Annotated in this window: 22 protein-coding genes and 1 pseudogene; 13 read left to right on the forward strand and 10 right to left on the reverse strand. The window is 73.1% G+C overall.

What is annotated here, in order from left to right; translation table 11 throughout:
• Positions 1 to 201 precede the first annotated feature (201 nt).
• Positions 202 to 1032 carry a hypothetical protein gene (locus tag E1298_RS25075; RefSeq protein WP_131897356.1) on the reverse strand — a complete coding sequence of 277 codons (831 nt, stop codon included), beginning with the start codon at positions 1030 to 1032 and terminating at the stop codon, positions 202 to 204.
• Between the two features lie 186 nt (positions 1033 to 1218).
• Here E1298_RS25075 and E1298_RS25080 point away from each other — a divergent pair, with 186 nt between their 5' ends.
• The 6 genes from E1298_RS25080 (at position 1219) to E1298_RS25105 (ending at position 7356) form a co-directional block, all read left to right on the forward strand.
• Positions 1219 to 1515 (forward strand): hypothetical protein, encoded by a 297-nt coding sequence (locus tag E1298_RS25080; RefSeq protein ID WP_165975653.1) that lies wholly within the window; start codon positions 1219 to 1221, stop codon positions 1513 to 1515.
• A gap of 412 nt (positions 1516 to 1927) precedes the next feature.
• Positions 1928 to 3010, forward strand: coding sequence for a sugar ABC transporter substrate-binding protein (locus tag E1298_RS25085; RefSeq protein ID WP_131897358.1), 1083 nt, complete (start codon positions 1928 to 1930; stop codon positions 3008 to 3010).
• A 116-nt stretch (positions 3011 to 3126) separates the two neighbouring features.
• Positions 3127 to 3912, forward strand: coding sequence for an ATP-binding cassette domain-containing protein (locus E1298_RS25090; RefSeq protein ID WP_131897360.1), 786 nt, complete (start codon positions 3127 to 3129; stop codon positions 3910 to 3912).
• An 11-nt stretch (positions 3913 to 3923) separates the two neighbouring features.
• Positions 3924 to 5207 (forward strand): sugar ABC transporter permease, encoded by a 1284-nt coding sequence (locus E1298_RS25095; RefSeq protein ID WP_243725786.1) that lies wholly within the window; start codon positions 3924 to 3926, stop codon positions 5205 to 5207.
• Positions 5208 to 5371: 164 nt separating this feature from the next.
• The gene (locus tag E1298_RS25100; RefSeq protein WP_131897392.1) at positions 5372 to 6130 is read left to right on the forward strand and encodes an ATP-binding cassette domain-containing protein; all 759 of its coding nucleotides are present in this window, start codon (positions 5372 to 5374) and stop codon (positions 6128 to 6130) included.
• Positions 6130 to 7356, forward strand: coding sequence for an ROK family transcriptional regulator (locus E1298_RS25105; protein WP_131897394.1), 1227 nt, complete (start codon positions 6130 to 6132; stop codon positions 7354 to 7356). Before E1298_RS25100 ends, E1298_RS25105 begins: the two co-directional genes overlap by 1 nt.
• Before the next feature lie 184 nt (positions 7357 to 7540).
• Here the strand turns inward: E1298_RS25105 and E1298_RS25110 are convergent, their stop codons facing one another.
• Positions 7541 to 8059 carry a flavin reductase family protein gene (locus E1298_RS25110; RefSeq protein WP_131897396.1) on the reverse strand — a complete coding sequence of 173 codons (519 nt, stop codon included), beginning with the start codon at positions 8057 to 8059 and terminating at the stop codon, positions 7541 to 7543.
• Positions 8060 to 8407: 348 nt separating this feature from the next.
• Here E1298_RS25110 and E1298_RS25115 point away from each other — a divergent pair, with 348 nt between their 5' ends.
• A complete protein-coding gene (locus E1298_RS25115; RefSeq protein WP_131897362.1) occupies positions 8408 to 9583 on the forward strand; it encodes a thiolase C-terminal domain-containing protein in 1176 nt (391 codons plus the stop codon).
• Positions 9580 to 9981: a Zn-ribbon domain-containing OB-fold protein gene (locus E1298_RS25120; protein ID WP_131897364.1), complete on the forward strand. Its 402-nt coding sequence runs from the start codon at positions 9580 to 9582 to the stop codon at positions 9979 to 9981. The genes E1298_RS25115 and E1298_RS25120 overlap by 4 nt, the downstream gene beginning before the upstream one ends.
• Here E1298_RS25120 and E1298_RS25125 read toward each other — a convergent pair.
• The 5 genes from E1298_RS25125 to E1298_RS25145 all read right to left on the reverse strand — a co-directional run bounded on the left by E1298_RS25125 (position 9932) and on the right by E1298_RS25145 (position 15566).
• Entirely contained in the window at positions 9932 to 11602 is a 1671-nt protein-coding gene (locus E1298_RS25125) for an AMP-binding protein (protein ID WP_131897366.1), read from the reverse strand. The genes E1298_RS25120 and E1298_RS25125 overlap by 50 nt on opposite strands.
• 11 nt (positions 11603 to 11613) lie before the next feature.
• Positions 11614 to 12693 carry a phenylacetate--CoA ligase family protein gene (locus E1298_RS25130; RefSeq protein WP_131897368.1) on the reverse strand — a complete coding sequence of 360 codons (1080 nt, stop codon included), beginning with the start codon at positions 12691 to 12693 and terminating at the stop codon, positions 11614 to 11616.
• Complete coding sequence (locus E1298_RS25135) at positions 12690 to 13757, reverse strand: LLM class flavin-dependent oxidoreductase (RefSeq protein WP_131897370.1); 1068 nt, start codon at positions 13755 to 13757, stop codon at positions 12690 to 12692. Before E1298_RS25135 ends, E1298_RS25130 begins: the two co-directional genes overlap by 4 nt.
• Positions 13758 to 13901: 144 nt before the next feature.
• Positions 13902 to 15128 (reverse strand): lysylphosphatidylglycerol synthase transmembrane domain-containing protein, encoded by a 1227-nt coding sequence (locus E1298_RS25140; RefSeq protein ID WP_131897372.1) that lies wholly within the window; start codon positions 15126 to 15128, stop codon positions 13902 to 13904.
• A gap of 165 nt (positions 15129 to 15293) precedes the next feature.
• Positions 15294 to 15566, reverse strand: coding sequence for a hypothetical protein (locus E1298_RS25145; protein WP_131897374.1), 273 nt, complete (start codon positions 15564 to 15566; stop codon positions 15294 to 15296).
• A gap of 149 nt (positions 15567 to 15715) precedes the next feature.
• On the opposite strand from E1298_RS25145, the gene E1298_RS25150 reads away from it, so the two are divergent.
• The gene (locus E1298_RS25150; protein ID WP_131897376.1) at positions 15716 to 16417 is read left to right on the forward strand and encodes an HAD family hydrolase; all 702 of its coding nucleotides are present in this window, start codon (positions 15716 to 15718) and stop codon (positions 16415 to 16417) included.
• On the opposite strand, the gene E1298_RS25155 is transcribed toward E1298_RS25150, so the two are convergent.
• The 3 genes from E1298_RS25155 to E1298_RS50525 form a co-directional block, all read right to left on the reverse strand.
• Positions 16414 to 17505, reverse strand: coding sequence for a TRM11 family SAM-dependent methyltransferase (locus E1298_RS25155; RefSeq protein ID WP_131897378.1), 1092 nt, complete (start codon positions 17503 to 17505; stop codon positions 16414 to 16416). The genes E1298_RS25150 and E1298_RS25155 overlap by 4 nt on opposite strands.
• Positions 17506 to 17602: 97 nt before the next feature.
• Positions 17603 to 18016: a hypothetical protein gene (locus tag E1298_RS25160; RefSeq protein ID WP_131897380.1), complete on the reverse strand. Its 414-nt coding sequence runs from the start codon at positions 18014 to 18016 to the stop codon at positions 17603 to 17605.
• Between the two features lie 107 nt (positions 18017 to 18123).
• On the reverse strand, positions 18124 to 19071 hold the full coding sequence (locus tag E1298_RS50525) for a ferritin-like domain-containing protein (RefSeq protein WP_243725787.1): 948 nt from the start codon (positions 19069 to 19071) through the stop codon (positions 18124 to 18126).
• 300 nt (positions 19072 to 19371) lie between these two features.
• On the opposite strand from E1298_RS50525, the pseudogene rimP reads away from it, so the two are divergent.
• The 4 genes and pseudogenes from rimP to E1298_RS51290 all read left to right on the forward strand — a co-directional run.
• Positions 19372 to 19983: pseudogene (rimP, locus tag E1298_RS25170) on the forward strand (ribosome maturation factor RimP); the annotation flags it as partial.
• A 164-nt stretch (positions 19984 to 20147) separates the two neighbouring features.
• Complete coding sequence (gene nusA / locus E1298_RS25175) at positions 20148 to 21338, forward strand: transcription termination factor NusA (protein ID WP_165975654.1); 1191 nt, start codon at positions 20148 to 20150, stop codon at positions 21336 to 21338.
• Positions 21339 to 21372: 34 nt separating this feature from the next.
• Positions 21373 to 21645 (forward strand): YlxR family protein, encoded by a 273-nt coding sequence (locus E1298_RS25180; RefSeq protein WP_243725788.1) that lies wholly within the window; start codon positions 21373 to 21375, stop codon positions 21643 to 21645.
• 889 nt (positions 21646 to 22534) lie between these two features.
• The coding region (locus E1298_RS51290; protein ID WP_279499185.1) for a hypothetical protein at positions 22535 to 22764 on the forward strand (230 nt) is incomplete at its 3' end.

The raw sequence follows: 22764 nt of genomic DNA on the forward strand, positions 1-22764 counted from the left end.
GGGATGGTGCGGGGGCCTGCGCGGCGGCGGACGTCGCGAGCGACGCGGGCACCGCCAGGGACGTGGCCAGCACCGCCGACCAGGCCAGGTTTCTCGCTCTCATGGAGCCCAAAGCTGGCACCGGGCCCGGGGATCACCAATGGCAACATCTGCCAACATCGCCCGCTTCGGTGATCATCCGCCGGAAACACCGGCAGCGGGTCAGGGGCGCGGGAGCCGGTTGATCGCCGCCAGGGCGAACTCCTGCGTCCGGGTGAGCCGGCCCTGCCCGGGCCCCTCCCCGGCCGCGCCCGGCTCGCCCGCTCCGGCCGCTCCGGTCGCTCCGGTCGCTCCGGCGGCGCGGGCGGCCGCGCGGGCCGCGCCGAGCTGGGCCTTCGCGCTCAGCCCGTAGGAGAGGAAGAGCAGCACGACGAACCCCGCGAGGTACACGACATGCTCCAGGAGGCCGCCCCACCGGCCCTTGAGCACGTCCAGCACGGCGAACATCGCGAACCCCGCCATCCACCCGGCCAGCGGCGGGACGAACCACATGTCGCGCCTGCGCGCGAGCCCGGCGGCCGTGGCGAGCACGAGCAGCGCCTCGATCGCCTTGACGCCGACGAGCATGGCGCCAGCGGGACCCGACCCGAAGTAGCCCTCCAGCTCGTCGCGCCGGTCGGCCCACTGGAGCCCCGCGCCCGCGAGGGCCGTCACGCCGTACGCCACGAGGAACACGCCGACCGCGTAGTGGAAGCGGTGCCAGGTCGGCACGTCCTCGCGGCCCCGGGCGGGCACTCCCTGCGCGGGCGGCCCGTCCACCGGCCCGCCCTGCGCGGGCACCCCCTGCGCGGGCACCCCCGGCGCGGGCACCCCCGGCGCGGGTGGCCCCTGCGCGGGTACGCCCGGCGCGGGCACTCCCAGTTCGGGCGTCGGCTGTTCCGACGCTCCTGGTTCGGGCGTCGGCTGCTCGGGCGCCGGCCGCTCAGGCAGTTGTTGGTCGGGCCGGGTCCACTCCGGATTCGCCCCCGCGCTCGCCGCCATCTTCGTCCCCATCTTCCCGTTCGCCTGTTAGGCGCAAGATATCCCGGATAGTGTCCCCGACACCCGGGACGCGCCCCCCGCCCCCGTCCCTCCGGCGCGGCGCACCCCGCTGACGTGCCCGAAATGCTTGCGGAGGCGACGGCGACACGAAAGGCTGAGTGCTCGTCGGGCCGCGCGGAATCCATGGGGAAAACGAGGATGACGCCTGACGATACGGGAACCGCCGCGCCTGCGAAGACGCGGATCGAATATCTGGAAGAGCTCGGCGACGAGCTGGCCGACCGGGGCTTCCGGGTGCGTCTCACCCTGCCCCGCGGCCAGTCGCCCAGCCTGCACGTGATGAACCCGGACGCGTCCGCCCTCACGGAGAACATCCTGGCGGAACAGGGCGCCGACGGGTGGTGGTACTGGTGGTCGTGGGCCGAGCGCATCGCGTCCGCCGATGACGTCGCCACCGCGGCCGAAAGGGTCGCGCTGGTTCTCGCCGTCCACTGATCAACGTGATCATGCAGCACCGGCCCGGCGCACTCCGGAGGCCACCTGCATGATCACGGCAAGTGGGTCCGGGCGCCCCCCGCCGCCTTCGCGCCCCGCCGCCCTGGAGCGCTGCGGCTGAAAGTTGAGCGGCAGAACATTTGAGCCGCTGCGACATCCCACCCCGCTCCGGTGCGTCCTCGGCCGCCCTCTCAGGGCCGATCCATGCCGGACGGGTCACTCCTGGGTTGATCTCGCGTTACGAGATTGTTACTGCCCACAACAAATTCCCCGTGCGAGGAGTCTGGCGTCGTCCGTGAACGCGACATAAGTTGCGGGGCACAACATTCACGCCGGTGGCTCGCGGGCTCGCCCACCGGCGCTGCGAACCCCGGCCGCCGCGACGCGGCCACCCCCAGAAAGGACCCGGGCTATGCGCAAGGGGATCCTCAGCCTCACCGCCCTGTCGGCGGCCGCGGCGCTCGCACTGACCGCTTGCGGCGGCGACGACTCCGATGACTCGAAGGCCGTCTCCGGCTCGGCCAAGGGCAAGGTCGGCGTGATCCTGCCCGACACGACCTCGTCCACCCGCTACGAGAGCTTCGACCGGCCCTACCTGGAGCAGGCGTTCAAGGCGGCGGGCGTCAAGTACGACATCCAGAACGCCGAGGGCTCGACCCAGCGGTTCCAGACGATCGCCGACCAGATGATCACCAGCGGCGCGACGGTCCTGGTGGTGGACGGCCTGGACTCCAACTCGGCCGCCGCCGTCCAGCGCAAGGCGCAGTCGCAGGGCGTCAAGACGATCGACTACGACCGGCTCACGCTCGGCGGCGTCTCCGACTACTACGTCTCGTTCGACAACGTGAAGGTCGGCGAGGAACTCGGCAAGGGCCTCCAGAAGTGCCTCGGGGACAAGGCGGCGAACATCGCCTACCTGAACGGCTCCCCGACCGACAACAACGCGACCCTGTTCGCCCAGGGCGCGCACAGCGTCCTGGACAAGGTCCCCACGTACAAGAAGGTCGCCGAGCAGCCCGTCCCGGACTGGAAGCCGGAGAAGGCCGTGACGATCTTCGAGCAGATCTGGACCGAGCAGAAGGGCAAGATCGACGGGGTGCTGGCGGCCAACGACAACCTCGGCAACGCCGCCGCGTCGATCATCAAGAAGAACGGCGAGGCGGGCAAGGTCGCCGTCACCGGCCAGGACGCGACCGAGCAGGGCCTGCAGAACATCCTGGACGGCACGCAGTGCATGACCGTCTACAAGCCCGTCAAGCAGGAGGCCGACGCCGCCGCCAAGCTCGCCGTCGCGCTGCTCAAGGGCGAGAAGGGCGAGACCAACGGCACCACGAAGGACCCGCAGGGCAAGCGCGACGTCCCGTCGGTGCTGCTGAACCCCATCGGCGTCTTCAAGGACAACATCAAGCAGGTCACGGGCGACGGCTTCGTCAAGACCTCCGAGCTGTGCAAGGGCGCCTACGCGGCCAAGTGCAAGGCCGCGGGCGTCCAGTGACGCGGTCCCGCTGACTCCGTGGCGGGCCCCGCCCAGCGGAGGCGTCCCGGGGCCCCGGAACCTCGGGCCGCCAGGGGGCCCGCCACGGCCGACGGAGAATCCCTGGAAGGAGACTCGTGGCAGAAAACGGTGATCCCGTCCTCCGCCTGACCGGGCTCAACAAGAGCTTCGGCGCCGTCCATGTGCTGCACGACGTGGACTTCGAGCTGCGGCTGGGCGAGGTGACGGCCCTCGTCGGCGACAACGGCGCGGGCAAGTCGACCCTGATCAAGTGCATCGCCGGGATCCACCCGACCGACTCGGGGCGGATCGAGTTCGACGGGCGCCCGGTGGAGATCGGCAGCCCCCGGGACGCCGCCGCGCTCGGCATCGAGGTCGTCTACCAGGACCTCGCGCTCGCCGACAACCTCGACATCGTCCAGAACATGTTCCTCGGCCGCGAGCGGCGCAAGGGCATCGTCCTGGACGAGGACTCGATGGAGGAGGCCGCCCGCCAGACCCTCGCCCGGCTGTCGGTCCGCACCGTCAAGTCCGTGCGGCAGCAGGTGGCCAGCCTGTCGGGCGGGCAGCGGCAGACCGTCGCGATCGCCAAGGCAGCGCTGTGGGAGTCGCAGGTCGTCATCCTGGACGAACCCACCGCCGCGCTCGGCGTCGCCCAGACCCGCCAGGTCCTCGACCTGGTGCGGCGCCTCGCCGACACCGGGCACGCGGTCGTGCTCATCTCGCACAACATGAACGACGTGTTCGAGGTGGCCGACCGCATCACCGCGCTCTACCTTGGCCGGGTCGCCGCCGACGTCAGGCGGGCCGACGTGACGCACGGCCAGATCGTGGAGCTGATCACCGCCGGGCGTTCCGGCGATCTCGGCCTCGCGCCGACCACCGCCGCCGAGAGCATCTGAAGGGGGCCGACGTGTCCACCGAAATCCCCAAGGGCGGGAAGGCCGCCATGACGCTGGCCGACGCCGACTTCGCCGCCGACCGGCGCGAGCACGACGTGCGCTCGGCGCTCGGCGACTACTGGGACCGGGTGCGGTCCGGCGAGCTCGGCGCGCTCCCGGCGATCCTCGGCCTCGGCTCACTGATCGTCCTGTTCACCGTGCTGCGGCCCGACACGTTCCTCAGCAAGGGCAACATCGCGAACCTGTTCACGCAGGCGCTGCCCATCACCATCCTCGCGATGGGGCTGGTATTCGTCCTGCTGCTGGGCGAGATCGACCTGTCGGCGGGAGTGGCGAGCGGCCTGTGCGCCGCCGCGATGGCCAAGCTGATGGCCGACTCCGGGCAGCCCTGGTACGTCGCGGTCATCACCGCCGTGGCGATCGGCATCGTCATCGGCACCGCGATCGGCTGGCTCGTCGCGGTGGTGCGGATCCCGTCGTTCGTCGTCACGCTCGCGCTGTTCCTCGGCCTCCAGGGCGTCACGCTGCGGATGATCGGCGAGGGCGGCACGGTCTCCGTCCGCGACGACGTCATCGTGGCGCTCGCCAACAAGAACATCCCGGTCGGGCTCGGCTGGGCGCTGGCCGTGGTCTGCGCCGTCGGCTACGCCGCGAGCCAGCTCCTGCGCTGGCGGCGGCAGCGCGCCCGCGACCTGCACTCCAAGCCGGTCGAGCTGGTGATCGCCCAGTCGGCCGTCGTCGCGGCCGTCCTGCTGTTCGGCACCTACCTGCTCAGCCTCGACCGCGCGCCCAGCCCGTTCATCACGCTGGCCGGGATCCCGTGGGGCGTGCCGCTGGTCGGCGTCCTGCTCATCGTCTGCACGTTCGTGCTCGGACGCACCGCCTACGGCCGGCACATCTACGCGGTCGGCGGCAACGCCGAGGCGGCGCGCCGCGCCGGCATCAACGTCACCCGCATCCGGATCTCCGTCTTCATGATCGCCTCCGGGTTCGCGGCGATCAGCGGCATCGTGGCCGCGTCCCGGCTGAACTCCGTCACGCCCAACTCGGGCAGCGGAAACGAACTGCTGTACGCGGTGGGCGCCGCGGTCATCGGCGGGACGAGCCTGTTCGGCGGTCGCGGCAAGGCCCGCGACGCGGTGCTCGGCGGCCTCGTCATCGCCATCATCGAGAACGGCCTCGGCCTGCTCGGCACCAAGGCGTACCTGAGCTTCCTCATCACCGGGGTCGTGCTGCTGTTCGCCGCGAGCATCGACGCGCTGGCCAGGCGCCGGCGATCGAACACCGGCCGGTGAACCCGGGCGCGGACCCCTGGGAGCCGGCGGCCGGCTCCCAGGCCCCGCCGTACGGTCCGGCGCGGCCGTTCCGCGCTTTCGAGGCGGAGAGCCCGGCTGATACGCTCACCACCCACGACCGCCCGGCGCGCGACGGCGGCGTGGCACGGTGGGAGCCCCTCGGCATGTCATTGACGCCCGTCCTGGACCTGCGCGGCATCGACAAGAGCTTCGGCTCCGTCAAGGTCCTGCACGACGTCTCCTTCTCCGCCTACCCGGGCGAGGTCACCGCGCTCGTCGGCGACAACGGCGCGGGCAAGACGACCCTGGTCAAGTGCATCGGCGGCATCCACCCGTTCGACTCCGGCGAGTACCGCTTCGAGGGCGCGCCCGTCCGGGTCGGCAGCCCCCGCGACGCCGCCGCGCTCGGCATCGAGGTCGTCCACCAGGACCTCGCCCTCTGCGAGAACCTCGACATCGTCCAGAACCTCTTCCTCGGCCGGGAGCGCCGCCGCGGCCTCGCCCTCGACGAGGCCGGCATGGAGGAGATGGCGAGGAAGACGCTCTCCGGCCTGTCCGTCCGCACGATGGGCTCGGTCCGGCAGCGCATCTCGTCGCTGTCGGGCGGGCAGCGCCAGACCGTCGCCATCGCCCGCGCGGTCCTGTGGGACAGCAAGGTCGTGGTGCTGGACGAGCCCGCCGCCGCGCTCGGCGTCGCGCAGACCCAGCAGGTCCTCGAACTCGTGCGGCGGCTCGCCGACCAGGGCCTCGCGGTCGTGCTGATCTCGCACAACATGAACGACGTCTTCGCGGTCTCCGACCGGGTCGCCGCGCTCTACCTCGGCCGGACCGTGGCCCAGGTGAGGACCGCCGACATCACCCACCGGCAGGTCGTCGAGCTGATCACCTCCGGCGTCAGCGGCGATCTGGGGCTGCGCCGATGATGAAGGCGGGCCCGTCGCAAGAGGACATCCGGCGCCACAACCTCGGGACGCTGTTGCGCTTCGTCCACCTGCGCGGCCCCGCGTCCCGGGCGACGCTCGCCGAGTCCCTCGGCCTCAACCGCAGCACGATCATGGCGCTGACGGCCGATCTCACCGCCGCCGGGCTCGTCCGCGAGGAGCTGCCCCGCAAGCCGGGCCGGCGCGCGGGCCGCCCGTCCCTGGTCGTCCGGCCCGAGTCGACGCGCGTGTACGTGCTGGCGTTCGACGTCGGCGTCGACCGGCTCGTGGTGGCGCGCGTCGGCCTCGGCGGCGTCGTCCTCGACCGGCGCGAGGCGGCCCGCTCCCGCGGCTCCGACCCGGGCGAGCTGCTCGGGACGCTCGTCGCGGGCGCGCGCTCGATCGTCCGCAAGGCCGAGCGGGACGCGGTGTGCGTCGGCGCCGCGCTCGGCTTCCCCGGCACCGTCCGGCGCGAGGACCACGCCATCATGTTCGGCCCGAACCTGGACGTCGGCGAGCTGCGGCTCGGCGAGGCGCTGTCGCGCCGCCTCGGCCTCGGCATCCCCGTCTCGGTCTGCAACGACGCTAACCTTGGCGCGCTCGCCGAGCACGAGCGCGGCTCGGGCGTCGGCTGCGACGACCTCATCTACCTGCACGGCGACGTCGGCGTCGGCGGCGGCATCATCGCCCGCGGCCGCCTGCTCGGCGGCGCCGAGGGGTTCGGCGGCGAGGTCGGCCACATGGTCATCAACCCGGGCGGACGGCCCTGCGCCTGCGGGTCCCAGGGCTGCCTGGAGGCGGAGGTCGGGGAGCGCACGCTGCTCGCCCACGCCGACCGCGAGGAAGCCCCCGGCCAGACCGGCCGCGACGCCGTCCGCGCCGTCGTCGACGCCGCCGACCGCGGCGACATCGTCGCCCGCGAGGCCCTGCACCGCGTCGGCACCTGGCTCGGCCTCGGCGTCGCCAACCTGGTCAACGTCTTCAACCCGGGCCTGGTCATCTTCGGCGGGACGCTGCGCGACATCTACCTCGGCGCCGCCGCCCAGATCCGCAGCGTCCTGGCGACCAGCGCCCTGGCCGCCCCCCGCGAAAAGGTCCGCCTCCGCACAGCCGCCCTAGGCGACGACACCACCCTGGTAGGCGCCGCAGAATTCGCCTTCGCCGAAGTCCTAGCCGACCCGGTTCAGGTACTGGCCCGCCTCAGGGCACCAGAAGACAGTCCTGTTTAGCCGAGTTCGCGAGTAGTCACCTCAGCCGTCAACAACCTAAGCGCTGCGATCGCGTGCGAAGCCAGGTTCGAGCGAAGCGAGAACCTGATCGCGCAGCGAGCCGCCAGGCGAGTCGGAGCGATGCAGCGATCGCCCGCGTTGCCCGTTGAAGGAGGGCGTCCAGCGCCCGACGCCGAGGGTAACGCTAAGAAAAACTGCCGTAGTCGCCTTTGTAGAAGAGGAGGGGGTCGCCGTCGTGGTATTTGTCCAGGGCGTGGACTCGGGCTACGACGATGACGTGGTCGCCGGCGACGTGCTCTTGTTCTACGGAGCATTCGATCCAGGCGAGGGCGCCTTCGATGAGGGGGCTGCCGTTCGGTGACTCCGTCCACTCGATGTCGGCGAACTTGTCGCCGCCCTTGAGGGCCAGGCGCTTGCAGACTTCGAGTTGCGGTTCGCTCAGGATGTTGATGCACAGCCGGTCGGCGCCGCGCAGGCGCGGCCACGTCGTGCTGGTGTGCGCTACGCAGAAGGCCACGAGCGGCGGGTCGAGGGAGACGGCGGTGAAGGAGTTGGCGGCCAGGCCCGTGGGACGGCCCGTGCCGGTCTCGATGGCGGTGATGGCCACCACGCCGGTGGCGAACCTGCCGAGCACGGAGCGGAAGCGGGCGCCGTCGATGTCGGTCACCGGTGAGCCGGCCGAGCCGTTGGGCGATCCCTGCATGGAGAGGTCCATTTCCTGGCCGGCGGGTCGCGCCGCGTCGCCCGCCAGGGCGGCGGCAGTGGCTCCGTGGCCCATGTGACCCGATCCCTTCTCTTAGCCAAGCGCTTGCTTGGACGATAGGGCCGCGCGATTCGCGGTGTCAAGCTCGGTGGAACGCGCGCGACGCATGACCACTAAAGCCCACGTCCGCGGACGGGAATTCCCAAAGTGGATGATCTCGGTCAAAGGTCCTGGTCGGGGCTCGGTCTCCGGGCGGAGCGGAGGGTCCCGGGGCCGCGTTGACGGCGGCGCGGCGCGTCCGTAAACTTGCGGCCAAGCGCTTGCTTGGCCAGTAGACAGGGGGAGCGTGTGGGAACCTTCCGCGACCGGGCCGCGGTGGCCGGCGTCGGCTACACGCCGTTCAGCAAGGACTCGGGGGTCTCGACGCTCACGCTGGCCGTGGACGCGATCCTCGCCGCGCTGGACGACGCGGGCTTGGCCGTGGACGACGTGGACGCCCTCGCCACCCACCGGGTCGGCGACTCCACGCCGCCGTGGGTGGTGGCGCCCGCGCTCGGCGTGCCCGAGGTGTCGTGGTACCTCGACCAGTTCGGCGGCGGCAGCGTCTCGCACTCGGTGGTCGGGCAGGCGGCGATGGCGGTCGCGTCGGGCGTCGCCGAGACCGTCGTGTGCTATCGGGCGATCAACGCGCGGTCGGAGTTCCGGATGGGCGGCACCGGGCGCGCTCCCGCACCGGTGTTCGACACGCAGTACCAGGCGCCGTACGGGTACTTCGCGCCGCCGCAGCAGTTCGCCATGTTCGCGCGCGCGCACATGAACGCCTACGGCACCACGCACGAGCAGCTCGGCGCCGTCGCCGTTTCCCAGCGCGCCAACGCGGCCAAGAACGCGCGCGCGCTCAAGCGGGACCCGATCACGCTGGACGACTATCTCGCCTCACGCTGGATCGCCGAGCCGCTGAGGCTGCTCGACTGCTGCCTGGAGACCGACGGCGCTTGCGCGGTCGTCGTCACCTCGCGCGAGCGCGCCCGCGACCTGCGGCATACCCCGGTGCTCGTCTCGGGGGCCGCGTGGGGAGGCGGCGACAGCCTCTTCTCCGGTGCCGGGAGCGGCCCATCCGGCACTGACTTCACCGTCACCGAGGCCGCCCGGATCGCTCCCCGGCTCTACGGGATGGCCGGGGTGGGGCCGGGGGACATCGACGTCGCCGAGATCTACGACTGCTTCACCTACTCCGTCGTCGTCCAGTTGGAGGACTACGGCTTCTGCGGCAAGGGTGAGGGCGGCCCGTACGTCGAGTCCGGGGCCACGGCGCTGGACGGCGCGCTGCCCGTCAACACGCACGGCGGGTTCCTGTCGGAGGGCTACGTGCACGGCATCAACCACATCGCCGAGGCGGTCGCGCAGCTGCGCGGCACCGCGGGCGACCGGCAGGTGCCCGGCGCCGAGGTCGCCCTGTCGACCGCGCAGCCCGGCTACGTCCTGGCCGGGACGTCGGCCCTGATCCTGAGGAGCGACCCGTGAGCTTCGCCGTGCCGGAGCCGGACCGGGACTCGGCGCCCTGGTGGGAGGCCGTCCGGAGGCACGAGCTGACCGTCCAGCGCTGCGGGGGCTGCGGGACGCTCCGCTTCCCGGCCCGCTCGGTCTGCAACCGCTGCCGGTCGCGGGCGTCGGAGTGGGTGCCGGTGAGCGGGAGGGCGCGCGTGTACAGCTGGATCGTCAACCACCAGGTCTTCATGCGGTCGATGGCGGGCGAGGTCCCTTTCCCGGTGCTGCTCGTCCGCCTGGACGAGGGTGACGACCTGCTCATGTACGGCGACCTGATCGGCGACGCCGCCGAGCTGCGGGACGGCCTGGAGGTGGAGGCCGTCTTCACCGGCGACGGCGGGACGACGCTCGTCGGCTGGCGTCCTGTTCGGTGAGGGCGCGGGCGTGCAGGGCGGGCTTGTCGATCTTGCCGTTGGCGTTGACGGGCAGCGCGTCCACCGGCACCACGCGGCGGGGGACCTTGTAGTTCGACATGTTGGCGCGGGCCCAGGCGATGACCGCGTCCGGGTCGAGGACGGTCCCGGCGGGCGGGACGACGTAGGCCCGGCCGACCTCGCCCAGCCGCTCGTCCGGGACGCCGATGACCGCGACCTGCGCGACCTGCGGGCAGCGCAGCAGCAGGCCCTCGATCTCGGCGGGATAGGCGTTGAACCCCGAGACGATGAACATCTCCTTCTTGCGGTCCACGATGGCCACGTTGCCCTGGCAGTCCAGCGTGCCGATGTCGCCGGTGTGCAGCCAGCCCTCGGAGTCCACGGCCTCGGCCGTCCGCTCGGGGTCGTCCCAGTAGCCGCGCATCACGCCGTACCCGCCGACGAGGATCTCACCGGGCTCGCCGGGCGGGAGGTCCTTGCCGTCGTCGCCGACGATCCGGACGCTGACGCCGGGGACGGCGCGCCCGGTCGAGCGCGCGATGACCTCGACCGGGTCCTGCGGCCTGGTCATCGACACGACCGTGCCCTCCATCAGCCCGTACGCGTTGATCATGCGTTCGAGGCCGACGCGGTCCACGAGGCGGCGGATCAGCTCGGGCGGCACGGCGGCGGCCCCGCAGATCGCCACGCGCAGCGACGAGACGTCCCGGGACGGGGGGCCGCCGGAGCCGAGCTCCTCCAGGATCTTGAAGAACATCGGGGGCGCGCCGGCGAGGACGCTGACGCGGTCGCGCTCGATGAGGTCCATCAGCTCGTCCGGGCGGAACAGCGCGATCGGCATCATCGTGGCGCGGCGCAGGACGCAGGCCAGCAGCCCGGCGTTGATCCCGAAGCCGTGCGAGAACGGCGCGATGATCGGGTAGCGGTCGCCCTCCCGGAGCGTGACGATCTCCGCCCAGTCCCAGTAGCCCCGCAGCAGCTGGGAGTGGAACAGCATGACGCCCTTCGGCGCGCCGGTCGTGCCGGACGTCGCCATGATCGAGGCGAGGTCGTCCCCGGTCACGGCGAGGGCGCGGTCCTCGGCGGCCTCGGGGGAGACCGCCGATCCGCCCGCGAGGAAGCCCGTCCAGGAGAGGGCGCCCGAGGACGCCGCCGGGACCGGGCCGTCCAGGACGACGACGTGCTCCAGGTCGGGGAGGTCGCGGTACGGGCGTCCCGCCGTGGCGGGTCCCGCCGTCCCGGCCAGCAGGTCCAGGTAGGAGGTGCCCATGAAGCCCTCGGCCACCAGGAGCGCCTTCGCGCCGACCTTGCGCAGGAGCCCGGCGGCCTCCAGGCCCTTGAACCGGGTGGACAGCGGTGTGATCACCGCCCCCGCGTCCCAGATGCCGTAGGCGGCCACGACCCATGCGGGCGTGTTCGGCGCCCACACCGCGACGCGGTCGCCGGGCGCGATACCCAGCGCCATCAGCGCGCGCGCCGTCTCCGCCGACCGGCGCGCCAGCCCCGCGAGCGTCAGCCGGACGTCTCCGGAGGCCACGACCTCGACGTCGCCGTGGCCGGTGGCCTGGTCCCGCAGCATCCGCGGGATCGTTCCCCACGCGGGGACGGGCTGCATGTCCATCCGCGGGGCTCTTAAGACAGCCGGGAGCGGTCGCGGCCCAGGTGGTGGCCGCGCTCGTCGGTGACGGTGCCGGGCCGCCGATCCTCGCGGACCTCGGGCTCGACGACGACGTCGATGGAGACGGGGGTCAGCGCGTAGAGGGCCTGCGCGATCCGCGACTTCCACATCGGATTCCCGACCAGGGACTCGCGGGCGAACGTGACGTGCAGCGCGGCGGCGTCGAGCGTGCCGTCCCGCTTGATCCGCAGGTCCCAGGACGCCAGCCCGTCGATGCGGGCCAGCGCCGAGGCGATCTTGGGGAGGGACACCCAGCGGCCGCGGATCAGCACGTGCTCCCCGGCGGTGTGCGCGGGCGCGGGCACGCCGTCCTCGCCGCCGGACAGCCGCACGGCGTGGCCGGTGCGCAGCGCGGCGCCGCCGAGCGAGGAGTGCCAGGACGGCGTGACGACGATCTCCGCGAGGCCCGCGCCGTACGGGGCGTCCAGCAGGACGTCCTTGGCGGGCGGGGCGAGGCCGAGCAGGCCGTCGCGGACCGGGGTGAGCGCGGCGCCGGACGGGGCGCGCTGGGCGATCGGGACGCCGAGGAACGGGTCGGCGTACAGCTCCCGGACCGAGGTCTCGAACTCGCTCGCGAGCTGCGCGGAGGTGTTCGGCGACGGGATCTCTCCGACGAGCAGGATGTGCCGCAGCTCCAGGTCGAGGGGGTCGAGAAGGAATTCCAGGTGCAGCCGCGCGAGGAAGTCCATCGCGCCCGTCGGGGTCGTGACGAGGGCCGTCGCGCCGACGGCCTCCAGCGCGGAGTGCAGCCGCATCCGCCCGCGCGGCCCGACCGACGCGGCCGCCTCGGCGATTCCGGCGGCGGCCTGCGCCACCAGCGACCCGGCGGGCTCGCCGTCGTCGTTCAGGGCGACGACGACGCGGTCGGACGCGCCGATCCCGGCGGCGCGCAGCGTTTCGGCGGCCAGCTCCCGGGCGGCGTCGCGGTCGGGTCCGGCCAGCGGCGCCACGAGGTCGGCCTCGGGGGAGACCGACAGCAGGCCCGCCGTCTTCCGTCCGGTGGGGAACGCCGCCCGGGTGATCCACGAGGTCATCTGGCGACCTCCCGCATGAACAGCCGCATCGAGTCGCAGACGTGCTCGTGCGCGAGGCCGCCGACCTGCGCTTGCAAGATCAGGTCGGTCGCGCCGGCGGCGGCGATGCGCTCGGCGGCCTTCCGCGAGCCCTCCACGTCGTCGATCACGACCATGGTCTCGTCCCGCAGGATCCGCATGGCCTCGTCGGGGGGCATCCCGACCGCCTGCTGCCCGAGGACGCGGTGGGTGGCGTGCCGGGCGTCGGTGTAGTCGGGCGGGGCGACCAGGTTGATCTGGCGGCGCAGGTACCACAGGACGGCGTCGGCGGCGGTGTCGACCGCCTCCTGCTGGGTGGGCGCGACGTACCAGGGGATCATCAGGGCGATGCGGCGGGACCCGGGGTCGAAGCCGTTCTCGGCCAGGCACCGCTTGTACGCGGCGATGTCCTCGGCGACCTGGTCCAGGCCCTTGAGCATGGTCATCCCGAGCAGGTTGTAGCCCTGCCTGGCGGCTGAGAGGTAGCCGTCCAGGGACGTGGACGCGACCCATACGGGCGGGTGCGGCTCCTGCGTCGGGCGCGGGTAGACCGCCACGTCCGGGATCTCGAAGAACTCGCCCGACCGCGCCACCGGCTGCCCATCGGCGTTCCAGATCGCGAGGACGGCCTCCAGAGACTCCTCCCACAGCCTGCGGGACTGCTCGAACGGACGCTGGAACGCCTGGTACTCCAGGGGGGAGGCGCCCCGCCCCGTCCCGAACTCGACCCGGCCGCCGGAGATGACGTCCAGGGTGGCGACGCGCTCGGCGGTGCGGATGGGGGACTGGAAGGGCAGCAGGACGACGCCGAGGCCCAGGCGGATCCGCTCGGTCCGCTGGGAGAGCCCGGCCAGCACCAGGTCGGGCGCGGAGGAGTGCGAGAAGCCCCGGGTGAAGTGGTGCTCGACGAACCAGGCGGTGTCGAAGCCGAGCTCGTCGGCCAGCACGACCTGCTCCATCACGTTCTCGAACGCCCGGCGTTCGACCTCGCGGGAGCGGCCGCGCACCTCGAGTTCGTAGCCAAGGCTGACCCGTAGGGACGTCATCGAGCCTCCGTTCATATGTGACCAAGCGCTCGCTTGGGAGATTAGCAGCAGCCGTCCATCCCAACAAGTCGCCCGGAGGCAGGGTGAAGGAGAGCCCCGGCCTTGGCGGGCGGGGCTCTCGAAAGGTCAGGCGCCGGACCTCGGTTACGGCGGGGTAGATGTGGCGGGCCTCGTCCGCGGCGCCGCTGCGGGAAGCGCGCTGTAGGGCGTGAGGAGCGCCGAGGAGTTCAGGCCGTCCAGCATGAAGCGCCCGGCACCGGCCAGATACTGCCGCGCGCGCTCGGGAAGTCGCGGGCCGTCGTGCAGGGCGACCCACGCGACCCAGCCGACCATGACGACGGCCCAGTAGGAGACCAGCCGGTACAGGCCGACCGCCGCCGCCGCGGGCGACAGCGTCGCGCCGAACGCGACCAGGGAGGCGGCCATGCTGCTCTCGATCGCGCCGAGACCGCCGGGCAGCAGCGGCAGGACGCTGCCCGCCGCCTGCGCCGCGAAGTACGCGAGGGTGACGCCGTGCGGGTCGACGTCGATGCCGACCGCCCGCGCCGCCGCGAGCAGCGCCAGGATGTCGAACAGCCAGTTCAGCGTGGCGAGCAGGACGAGCGCGGCCCAGTCGCGGGCTGTCGGGCGCAGCACGTCGCGGGCGCCCGCCAGCCGCTCGGCGTGCGGGGCGATCCGGGGGCTGGCCAGCGCGGCCCGGTAGGCACGGCGCAGCGGCGCCGACAGGAGGGCGCGCAGCGGCCGCCACCGCAGGGCCGGGACGAGCAGCAGCACCAGCGCCGCCGGGACGGCCAGTGTGGTCAGCGCCAGCGCGCGGGCGTTCGGGTCGGCCATCAGCGCCGCCACCCCGATCACCGTGTAGGCGGTCGTGGTGATCACGCCGCCCGCCAGGATCACGGCCGTGGCGAGCTGGGCCGACGCCCCGCCGCGGCGGAACTGCCGGAAGGTGTAGACGACGCTCACCGCCGGGCCCGCGGGCAGCGTCGTGGACAGCGCGTTGCCCGCGTAGGTGATCGCGAACGCGCGGCGCAGCGTCATCCGCAGACCGCCGATGCGCAGCAGTCGCCGCTGGAGCCGGGCGAACGCGCCCATCGAGCCCGCCTCGGCGAGAACGGCCACCGCGAGCCAGCCGGGATCGGCGTGGGTCGCGGCGGCCCACATCACGCCGAGATCGGGAAGCTGGTCGTGGACGAACGGAAGGGCCGCGACGGCGCCGAGGAGCACCGCCCACTGCGCGAGCAGGCCCGCCTTGCGCCGCCACCAGGGGCGGGCGGGCGCCTCCTCGGGGATCAGGCCCTCTTCGTGGATCAGGGCCTTCTCGGCGAGCGGCTCGGTCAAGGTGCGGACCGGTACCGTGACTGTCTCGTCCATGGCCCGGTCACCTCGCAAGTTCGCCCGCTATGCGCAACCTACGGCGTGGGTACGACATTCCCCGTGGCGTGGTAACGGAACCGCAAAGTGACTCTTGCCACTCCTGCTCCAGGCGGCGATACCGGCGCGCGGCATGAAGCGGCAGCCGAACCTCGCCGCCTAGTTCTAGGGCCTGCGCGTCGGGTTCACCGCGTCGGACTCGGCGGGCGTGTCGGGCTCGGGCCAGGGCTCGTCGTCGCCCCTTCTGGCCGTCTGACGCTCGTAGTCGGTGATGCCTACGCCGTCCCTGCCGTCCTCCGGCTCCTCGATGCGGTGGTCCTCCGGCGGATCCTGGACGTACTGCTCGGTCAGGGCGATCTCCTCGGCCTGCTCGTCGTCCCCCATGTCGTCCATGTCCTCGCGGAAGTCACGGCCCTCACCGGGCCTGCGCTCGGTCATCGCCCCTCCACCATCGGCTCGACTGCGCTGATCGGACCGGTATCCCCGCTGCCGGTCGGCCTATTCGCGCCGGTCCGGCGCGCGCTCCGGGAGCGCGCCCACCGCAAATGGATCGCTCCCGGCCGCCGTCGTGTGGTTACCATCCGGTCATGGGCGTACAAGCAGTGATCTTCGATTGGGGCGGCACGCTGACCCCGTGGCACGACATCGAGCTGACCGACATGTGGCGCGCGATCTGCTCCGCGCACCTGCCCCCCGACGACCTGGAGAAGGCCATCGCGGCGCTCACCGAGGCCGAGCTGGAGCTGTGGAGGCGCGGGAACGAGGAGCACCGCAGCGCCACCTTCACCGAGGTGTTCGCCATCGCCGGGGTCGAGCCGACCGAGGCCATCCTCGACGCCCACTTCGAGACCTGGACCCCCTACACGCACACCGATCCGGCCGTGCCCGGGCTGTTCGCCGCGCTCCGCGAGCGCGGCATCAAGATCGGCGTCCTGTCGAACACCATGTGGACGCGGGACTGGCACGAGCGCGTCTTCGCCCGCGACGAGGTCCTCCACCTGCTGGACGGCGCCGTCTACTCCAGCGAGATCCCCTGGACGAAGCCGCACGCAGAGGCGTTCCGCAGCGCCATGGACGCCGTCGGCGCCACCGATCCCGCCTCGTGCGTGTTCGTCGGCGACCGCCCCTACGACGACATCCACGGCGCCAAGGCGGTCGGCCTGCGCGCCGTCCAGATCTGGCACCAGACGACCCATGCCTTCACCCGCCCCGGGCTCACGCCGCCGGACGCGCTCATCCACGACCTGAAGGAGCTGCTCCCGCACGTGGAGAGGTGGGCCGCCGCCTAGCCCGCCTGGCTCTTCTGGCCCGCCTGGCCCTGCGTCTTCGTCGCGACGATCAGGTCGCGGGAGATGGCCTGGTCCACGCGGTGGCGGAAGCCGCGGTAGGCGTCCGAGTCCTGGACGGCGAGGCCGTTGCCGGACAGGATCCCGGCCAGCTCCTCGCGGCGGCCGACGAAGGTGTTCCACGAGATGCCGATGGCGCCGCCGGGGCGCAGCAGCCGCGCCCACTCCGGGACGGCCGCCGCCAGCAACTCGACAGGGCTGCGCGACAGCGCGGGCTTGCCCGCGCGTCCCGGACGGGCGCCCTTCGCGCGGCTGCCGTGCTGGACGCCGTACGGGGCGTCGGTGACGATCAGGTCGAACGACGACGGGCGGAAGAACCGGCCCGCCCCGAGGGAGTCGGCGTTCACGACGGTGATCTCCATCGTCTCGCCGCTCTTGTAGAGCTCCTTGGACGCGCCGAGCGTGACGTGGAGGCGGCGCCCGAGGACGGCCTTCTCCCGGCGGATGTTGGTGGTCTCCGCCTGGTGCTTGACGCGGTTGTTCTTCAGCCAAGTCTTGATGAAGGCCGCGTAGGCGTCGAAGTCCTTGCCGTCGATGTCGATGCCCGCCGCGTCCAGGCCGTACATCATCGCCTGGTTGAGGGTGGTGCCCCGGCCGCACAGCGGATCGAGCAGCCGGGGCCGCCCGGTGACGAGGTCCATGGGGGAGTCGGTCGCCATGGCCGTGACGTTCAGCAGCAGCTTGGTGAAGCTCTCGTTGGTCTTGCCCGAGTACTTCTGGATCGTGAGCAGGTCGCTGCCGAACAGGTCGAGCGGCTTGACCGGCACCGGCCGGAGCAGGTCGCCGCGGATCTCGAACAGCGCGTACAGGGACGACAGGTTCGACAGGAGCCGGACGTCCCGCTCCGCGAGGCCGTCCGCCGAGAACGTCACGTACGGGACGCCGCCGATCGGGGTCTCCGCGATGTCCTGGACGCGCCCGCCGAGGGCCCGCTCGCTGAACACCGTCAGCTCCGCCTTCACCAGCTCTGCGGCGGCCTGTGCGTAGACCCGGTTGTGCGAAGGGGAGACGAGGAGGCCGTACGCGGTCATTCGATCGAGACTAGCAGCGTCGGGCATAGGTCAGAGGCCGCCGGGGAGCGACCCTGGCGGCCTCCGCACGGCCCTTGGGCGGGCCGTTCCTCCCTGGTCAGGCGGCCCGAATGGGCCGTCGCTTCGACCCGCGGGCGCTCCGTCGTTCGGTCCCCTTGTGCGCGGCTTCCCGCGACGCGTCTCGCGCGGCCTCCCGCGAAGCGTCCCGTGTCGCGTCCGGGGCGGCGGCCGGGAGCGCGGTGCGCGCGGGAGCGGCCGGGGCCTCCAGCGCCGGGAGGTCCGGAAGGTGCCGCGAGGCGGCGGTCAGCAGCTCGTGGACGCGGCTCTTGAGGCTGGCGAGGTCGGCGCGCGCCACGTCCGCCTCGGCCTTGGCCCGGCGGGCCTGGCGGCGGGCCTCGTCGCGCTCGGTCGCGAGCCGCGTCAGCTGGTCGTGATAGGCGGCCCTGAGCTCGTCCAGGGCGCTGGGCTTGGCGGTGTCGTTCCCACGCGGGGTGTGCGGGGTGATCGTCATGACAGGTCTGGGCTCCTCCCCCGAGTCATCCAGTACGAAAGGGATCAACGCGTACACGGGGCCCCTTCGTTCCCGACGTGCGGGAGATCACTCACCGGGCCGCAGGATCACTCACCGGGTCGGGGACGCGGCGACAGCGCCGAGGACGGCAGCCCCGGGAACGCGGCGGACGGGGCCGGCGCGCCCGCGTTCATGCGCCAGCGCGCCGCGCGGGCCATGGCGTTCTGGGCGCTGCCGGACGCGAGTACCCGCAGGTCGGGGGAGGACGCGCCGGCCAGCCCCACGTACGCGGGGACCAGGGCGTCCTCAAGCGCGGCGGCGAGTTGGGCGGCGGCCCGCGCGGAGGTGGCCTTGACGGGCAGCCGGTACGCGGGGGCCGCGGCCACCGGCCGGACGGACAGGATCGAGATCAGCCGGTCGCGCTGGACGCGGTGCGCGTCCCAGACGGCCGCGGCGGTCTGCCGGAGCGTTCCGCGCAGCCGGGCGCCGAGCACCCCGTAGCCGTACACGGCGGCGTGCTCGGCGGCCAGCGCCGTCTGAAGCGCCTGGACGTCGGACTTGGGCGCATCGTACGGCGTCGGCGGCCTGACCGTCCCGGAGTGGCCCGCCTCGCAGGCGCCGATGCTCGCCAGGAGCTGGGACAGCCCGGGACCGGCCTTCCCCGCGTCCTCCCGGCGCGCCACGGCGGCGCGCTCCTCCGCCTTGCGCAGCGCGGCGAGGACCTGGGCGCTCCCCTCGGGCAGCCGTATCGCCCGGGGGGACGGGATGGCGCCGCCCTCGTCGGCCCGATCGCCCGAACCGGGCACGTAGTGGCGTCTCAGGACGGCCAGGTGCTCGCGGTGATGGGCCAGGACGGGATCGACGCGGCGGGCCAGCGACGCGTTCGCGGCCCGCGCGGCCTCGTAGGAGGCGACGAGGTCCTGCTCGGAGGCGATCGCGCCCACCAGCGTGGACACATCCCGCCGGGGGGCGGCCTCCGCGGCGCAGCCGCAGAGCCAGGGCAGCGCCAGCACGGCGGCCCCGCCGAGCACCGCGCGGCGCGGGAGCGCGGACACCGCCCGTGGCGGATGCGGCACTGCCTGTGGCAGGCGCGGAACGGCCTCCGGCAAGGGCGTCTCCTCACCCGATGGTGCGATGGTGTCGGCCCGCGGCGGTCCCGGACCCCGGGCGCGCCCATCAGGCCAGCTCAAGCATTCCATATCCGCCGCGCCGGTGAGCTGTTCGAAAGACCGCTGCGGTGTCCGGCTGTCGATAGTCTTGAGGAGCCAGCGGACAAGCGGTGGTTTCAGCGCAGGTGGTTCGCCCGCCCCTAGGCGGGTGAGGATCACGGGCAGGTACAACAGGAGGAGGGTCCCATGAGCGTCGAGTCCCGCGGTGGCCGCGCTCAAGGGGGCCGCGCTCAGGGCGGCCGCGGCGACGCGTCCGCGCGGCCGACCCGCGAGGCGGCCGTCGCCGAGCTGACCCGGCTGCTCACGCCGGCCGTGACCGGGGCGGGCTTCGACCTGGAGGAGGTCGACATGCGGCCCGCCGGGCGCCGCCGCCTCGTCAAGATCGTCATTGACCGCGACGGCGGCGTGAGCCTGGACGACATCACCGCGGTGAGCGAGTCCGCCTCCGGCCTGCTCGAAGACTCCGGGATCATGGGCACCGCGTCCTACGTGCTCGAAGTGACCTCGCCGGGCGTCGACCGCCCCCTCACCGAGCCCCGGCACTGGCGCCGCGCCGTCGGCCGGCTGGTCGTCGCCCCGCTGGCCGAGGGCGGCCAGATCGAGGGACGCGTGGTGGCGGCCGACGACGAGGCCGTCGTGATCGACGTCGCCGACAAGCGCCGGGGCAAGGGCTCCGGCAAAGGCGCCGGCAAGGGCGGCGGGACATCCGCGGGGAAGAAGGCCGCCGGGCCGCGGGTCGCGCGGCGCCGGTTCGCCCTCGGCGAGCTGGGACGCGGCCGCATGCAGGTGGAGTTCAAGGCCCCCGCGGGCGACACCGGGGGACCCGGAGGCGACGCGCCTGCCCGGGACGACGCCGGCAAGGCGGCCGGGGGGACGCGCTCCCCGGCCGGGCCGGGCACGCGTTCTCCGGCCGGGCCGGACACGCTTTCTCCGGCCGAGCCGGACGAAGAGGGGGGAACCTCGTGGACATCGACATGACCGCCCTGCGGGGCCTGGAGAGCGAGAAGGACATCTCGCTCGACGTGGCCGTCAAGGCCATCGAAGACGCCCTACTGATCGCCTACCACCGGACGGAGGGCGCCGCGCCCAAGGCGCGCGTGGAACTGGACCGGCAGAGCGGGCACGTCACCGTCTGGGCGACGGAGACCGACGAGGAGGGCGCCGACCTCCGGGAATACGACGACACTCCGAGCGGTTTCGGGCGTATCGCGGCGACGACCGCCAAGCAGGTCATCCTGCAGCGGCTCCGCGACGCCGAGGACGAGCTGACCTTCGGCGAGTACGCGGGCCGCGAGGGCGACATCGTCAGCGGCATCATCCAGCAGGGCAAGGACCCGCGGAACGTGCTGGTCGACCTCGGCAAGATCGAGGCCGTCCTGCCGCCGCAGGAGCAGGTGCCCGGCGAGCGCTACGAGCACGGCGAGCGGCTCCGCGCCTACGTGGTGCAGGTCCGCAAGGGCCACCGCGGCCCGTCGGTGCAGCTGTCGCGCACCCACCCGAACCTCGTGCGCAAGCTGTTCGCGCTGGAGGTCCCGGAGATCGCGGACGGCACGGTGGAGATCGCGGCCATCGCCCGGGAGGCCGGGCACCGCACCAAGATCGCGGTGCGCTCGCGCAAGCCGGGCGTGAACGCCAAGGGCGCCTGCATCGGCCCGCTCGGCAGCCGCGTCCGCAACGTGATGGCCGAGCTGCACGGCGAGAAGATCGACATCGTCGACTGGTCGGACGAGCCCGCCGAGCTGGTCGGCAACGCCCTGTCGCCCGCGCGGGTCTCGGCCGTCGAGGTGGTGGACGCCGAGGGACGGGTGGCCCGGGTGATCGTGCCCGACTACCAGCTCTCGCTGGCCATCGGCAAGGAGGGGCAGAACGCCCGCCTCGCCGCGCGGCTCACCGGCTGGCGGATCGACATCCGGTCCGACACCGAGCCGGCGGGCACCCCGAGCGGGGCGCGCACGCGCCCCGGCCAGCAGCCCGCCGCGCAGACGGCTCCGCCGCCGGAGCAGGCGGCCGGTCAGGCACCGGAGCAGACGCCGGAGCAGACGCCGGGCCGGACGCCGGGACAGACGCCCCCTAAGGGCGCCGGGGCGGGCGAATCCGGATCTTCTGCATCAGGAGAGCATGCGACAGGTCCCGCCGACGCCTCGGCGCGGTAGACTCATGTCACGTGGCCGGGCGGTTCCACGACGCATGTGCGTGGGCTGCCGGGTTCGCACGGCCAAGTCCGACTTGCTGCGCTTGGTGGTGGTCGAGGGCGTGATCGTCCCCGATCCCTCCGGGCGGCTGCCGGGACGGGGTGCTCATCTGCATCCCGACCTGGAGTGTCTCGACCTCGCAGAGCGTCGTCGGGCGTTCCCCCGGGCGTTCCGCCTCGCGGGACCGCTCGATGGAAGTGTGCTGCGAGAGCGGCTCACGGGGCGGGACGTGCAGCAACAGGATGGCCGAACAGTAAGCGACGTCTAGTCGGAAGCAGGTCGAGATTGCTATGAGCGCTCGATGAGCACGCCGCGATGAGTACGGCAAGTTAGCGACGGTCCGGAGGCCACACCCCCGGACCGAGTAGGGAGTGCAGTGGCCAAGGTCCGGGTTTACGAACTCGCCAAAGAGTTCGGTGTAGAGAGCAAGGTCGTCATGGCCAAGCTCCAGGAAATGGGCGAGTTCGTACGGTCGGCGTCCTCCACGATCGAGGCGCCGGTCGTTCGCAGGCTCACAGAAGCCTTCTCCAATTCTTCGTCCTCCAAGCAGGGGGACAAGCGCGTCGGTCCGAAGCGGCCTTCGGGGCCGCGTCCGGGCGCACCGCGTCCGGGCCCGCCCGGTGGCGGCGCGTCCGGCGGCGGCGCCTCCGGTGGCGCGCCCGGCGGTGGCGCGTCCGATTCCCAGGGTGCGCGCCCCGCGGCGCCGCGTCCCGCAGCGCCGCGCCCGGCCACGCCCCGGCCGGCTCCCGGCGGTCCGGCGGACCGCCCTGCCCCTGGCCCCGCCGGTTCTCCGGCGGGCGGTGCCAGGCCGGGCCCGCGCCCGCCCGTCCCGCCGGCTCCGAGCACGCCGGTCACACCGCCCGCCGCGCAGGCGCCCAGCGCCCCGCCGGCGGCCGACGGCGGCCGTGCCCCGAGCGCTCCGAGCGCCCCTGGCGGCGCTCCCGGCGCCCCGGGCGGCGGCGCGAAGCCGGGCGCCCGTTCGCCCAAGCCGGGCCCGCGCCCCGGGCCCCGCTCCGGCGGTGGCGGCGGCGGCCGTGGCCCCGGCGGGCCGCGTCCGGGCAACAACCCGTTCAGCTCGACCAACACCGGCATGGGCCAGTCGCCCAAGCCGGGTCCGCGTCCCGGCCCGCGTCCGGCCGGCGACCGTCCCGAGCGCGATGACCGCCCACGCGGCGGCGGCGACCGTCCGGGCGGGCCCCGTCCCGCGGGCGGCGGCCGTCCCGGCGGCGCTCCCGGCGCCGGCGGTCCGCGTCCCAGCCCGGGCGGCATGCCGCCCAGGCCCGGCGGTCCGCGTCCGAGGAGGTGAGGCCCCCGTGCAGGCCCTGCATGATCTGTCGGCCGATCTTGCGCATGACCTTGGACGGCGAGGCGATGCCCAGGACCTTCT

The sequence above is a fragment of the Actinomadura rubrisoli genome, assembly GCF_004349215.1.
In the GTDB taxonomy this organism is placed as follows: Bacteria; Actinomycetota; Actinomycetes; order Streptosporangiales; family Streptosporangiaceae; genus Spirillospora; species Spirillospora rubrisoli.

Excerpts from the sequence above, each read along its gene's own strand:
- E1298_RS25075 (WP_131897356.1), bottom strand. The coding sequence starts at position 1,032 with ATGGGGACGAAGATGGCGGCGAGCGCGGGGGCGAATCCGGAGTGGACC.
- E1298_RS25080 (WP_165975653.1), top strand. The coding sequence starts at position 1,219 with ATGACGCCTGACGATACGGGAACCGCCGCGCCTGCGAAGACGCGGATC.
- E1298_RS25085 (WP_131897358.1), top strand. The coding sequence starts at position 1,928 with ATGCGCAAGGGGATCCTCAGCCTCACCGCCCTGTCGGCGGCCGCGGCG.
- E1298_RS25100 (WP_131897392.1), top strand. The coding sequence starts at position 5,372 with ATGTCATTGACGCCCGTCCTGGACCTGCGCGGCATCGACAAGAGCTTC.
- E1298_RS25105 (WP_131897394.1), top strand. The coding sequence starts at position 6,130 with ATGAAGGCGGGCCCGTCGCAAGAGGACATCCGGCGCCACAACCTCGGG.
- E1298_RS25110 (WP_131897396.1), bottom strand. The coding sequence starts at position 8,059 with ATGCAGGGATCGCCCAACGGCTCGGCCGGCTCACCGGTGACCGACATC.
- E1298_RS25125 (WP_131897366.1), bottom strand. The coding sequence starts at position 11,602 with ATGGACATGCAGCCCGTCCCCGCGTGGGGAACGATCCCGCGGATGCTG.
- E1298_RS25130 (WP_131897368.1), bottom strand. The coding sequence starts at position 12,693 with ATGACCTCGTGGATCACCCGGGCGGCGTTCCCCACCGGACGGAAGACG.
- E1298_RS25135 (WP_131897370.1), bottom strand. The coding sequence starts at position 13,757 with ATGACGTCCCTACGGGTCAGCCTTGGCTACGAACTCGAGGTGCGCGGC.
- E1298_RS25140 (WP_131897372.1), bottom strand. The coding sequence starts at position 15,128 with ATGGACGAGACAGTCACGGTACCGGTCCGCACCTTGACCGAGCCGCTC.
- E1298_RS25145 (WP_131897374.1), bottom strand. The coding sequence starts at position 15,566 with ATGACCGAGCGCAGGCCCGGTGAGGGCCGTGACTTCCGCGAGGACATG.
- E1298_RS25150 (WP_131897376.1), top strand. The coding sequence starts at position 15,716 with ATGGGCGTACAAGCAGTGATCTTCGATTGGGGCGGCACGCTGACCCCG.
- E1298_RS25155 (WP_131897378.1), bottom strand. The coding sequence starts at position 17,505 with ATGACCGCGTACGGCCTCCTCGTCTCCCCTTCGCACAACCGGGTCTAC.
- E1298_RS25160 (WP_131897380.1), bottom strand. The coding sequence starts at position 18,016 with ATGACGATCACCCCGCACACCCCGCGTGGGAACGACACCGCCAAGCCC.
- E1298_RS25180 (WP_243725788.1), top strand. The coding sequence starts at position 21,373 with ATGTGCGTGGGCTGCCGGGTTCGCACGGCCAAGTCCGACTTGCTGCGC.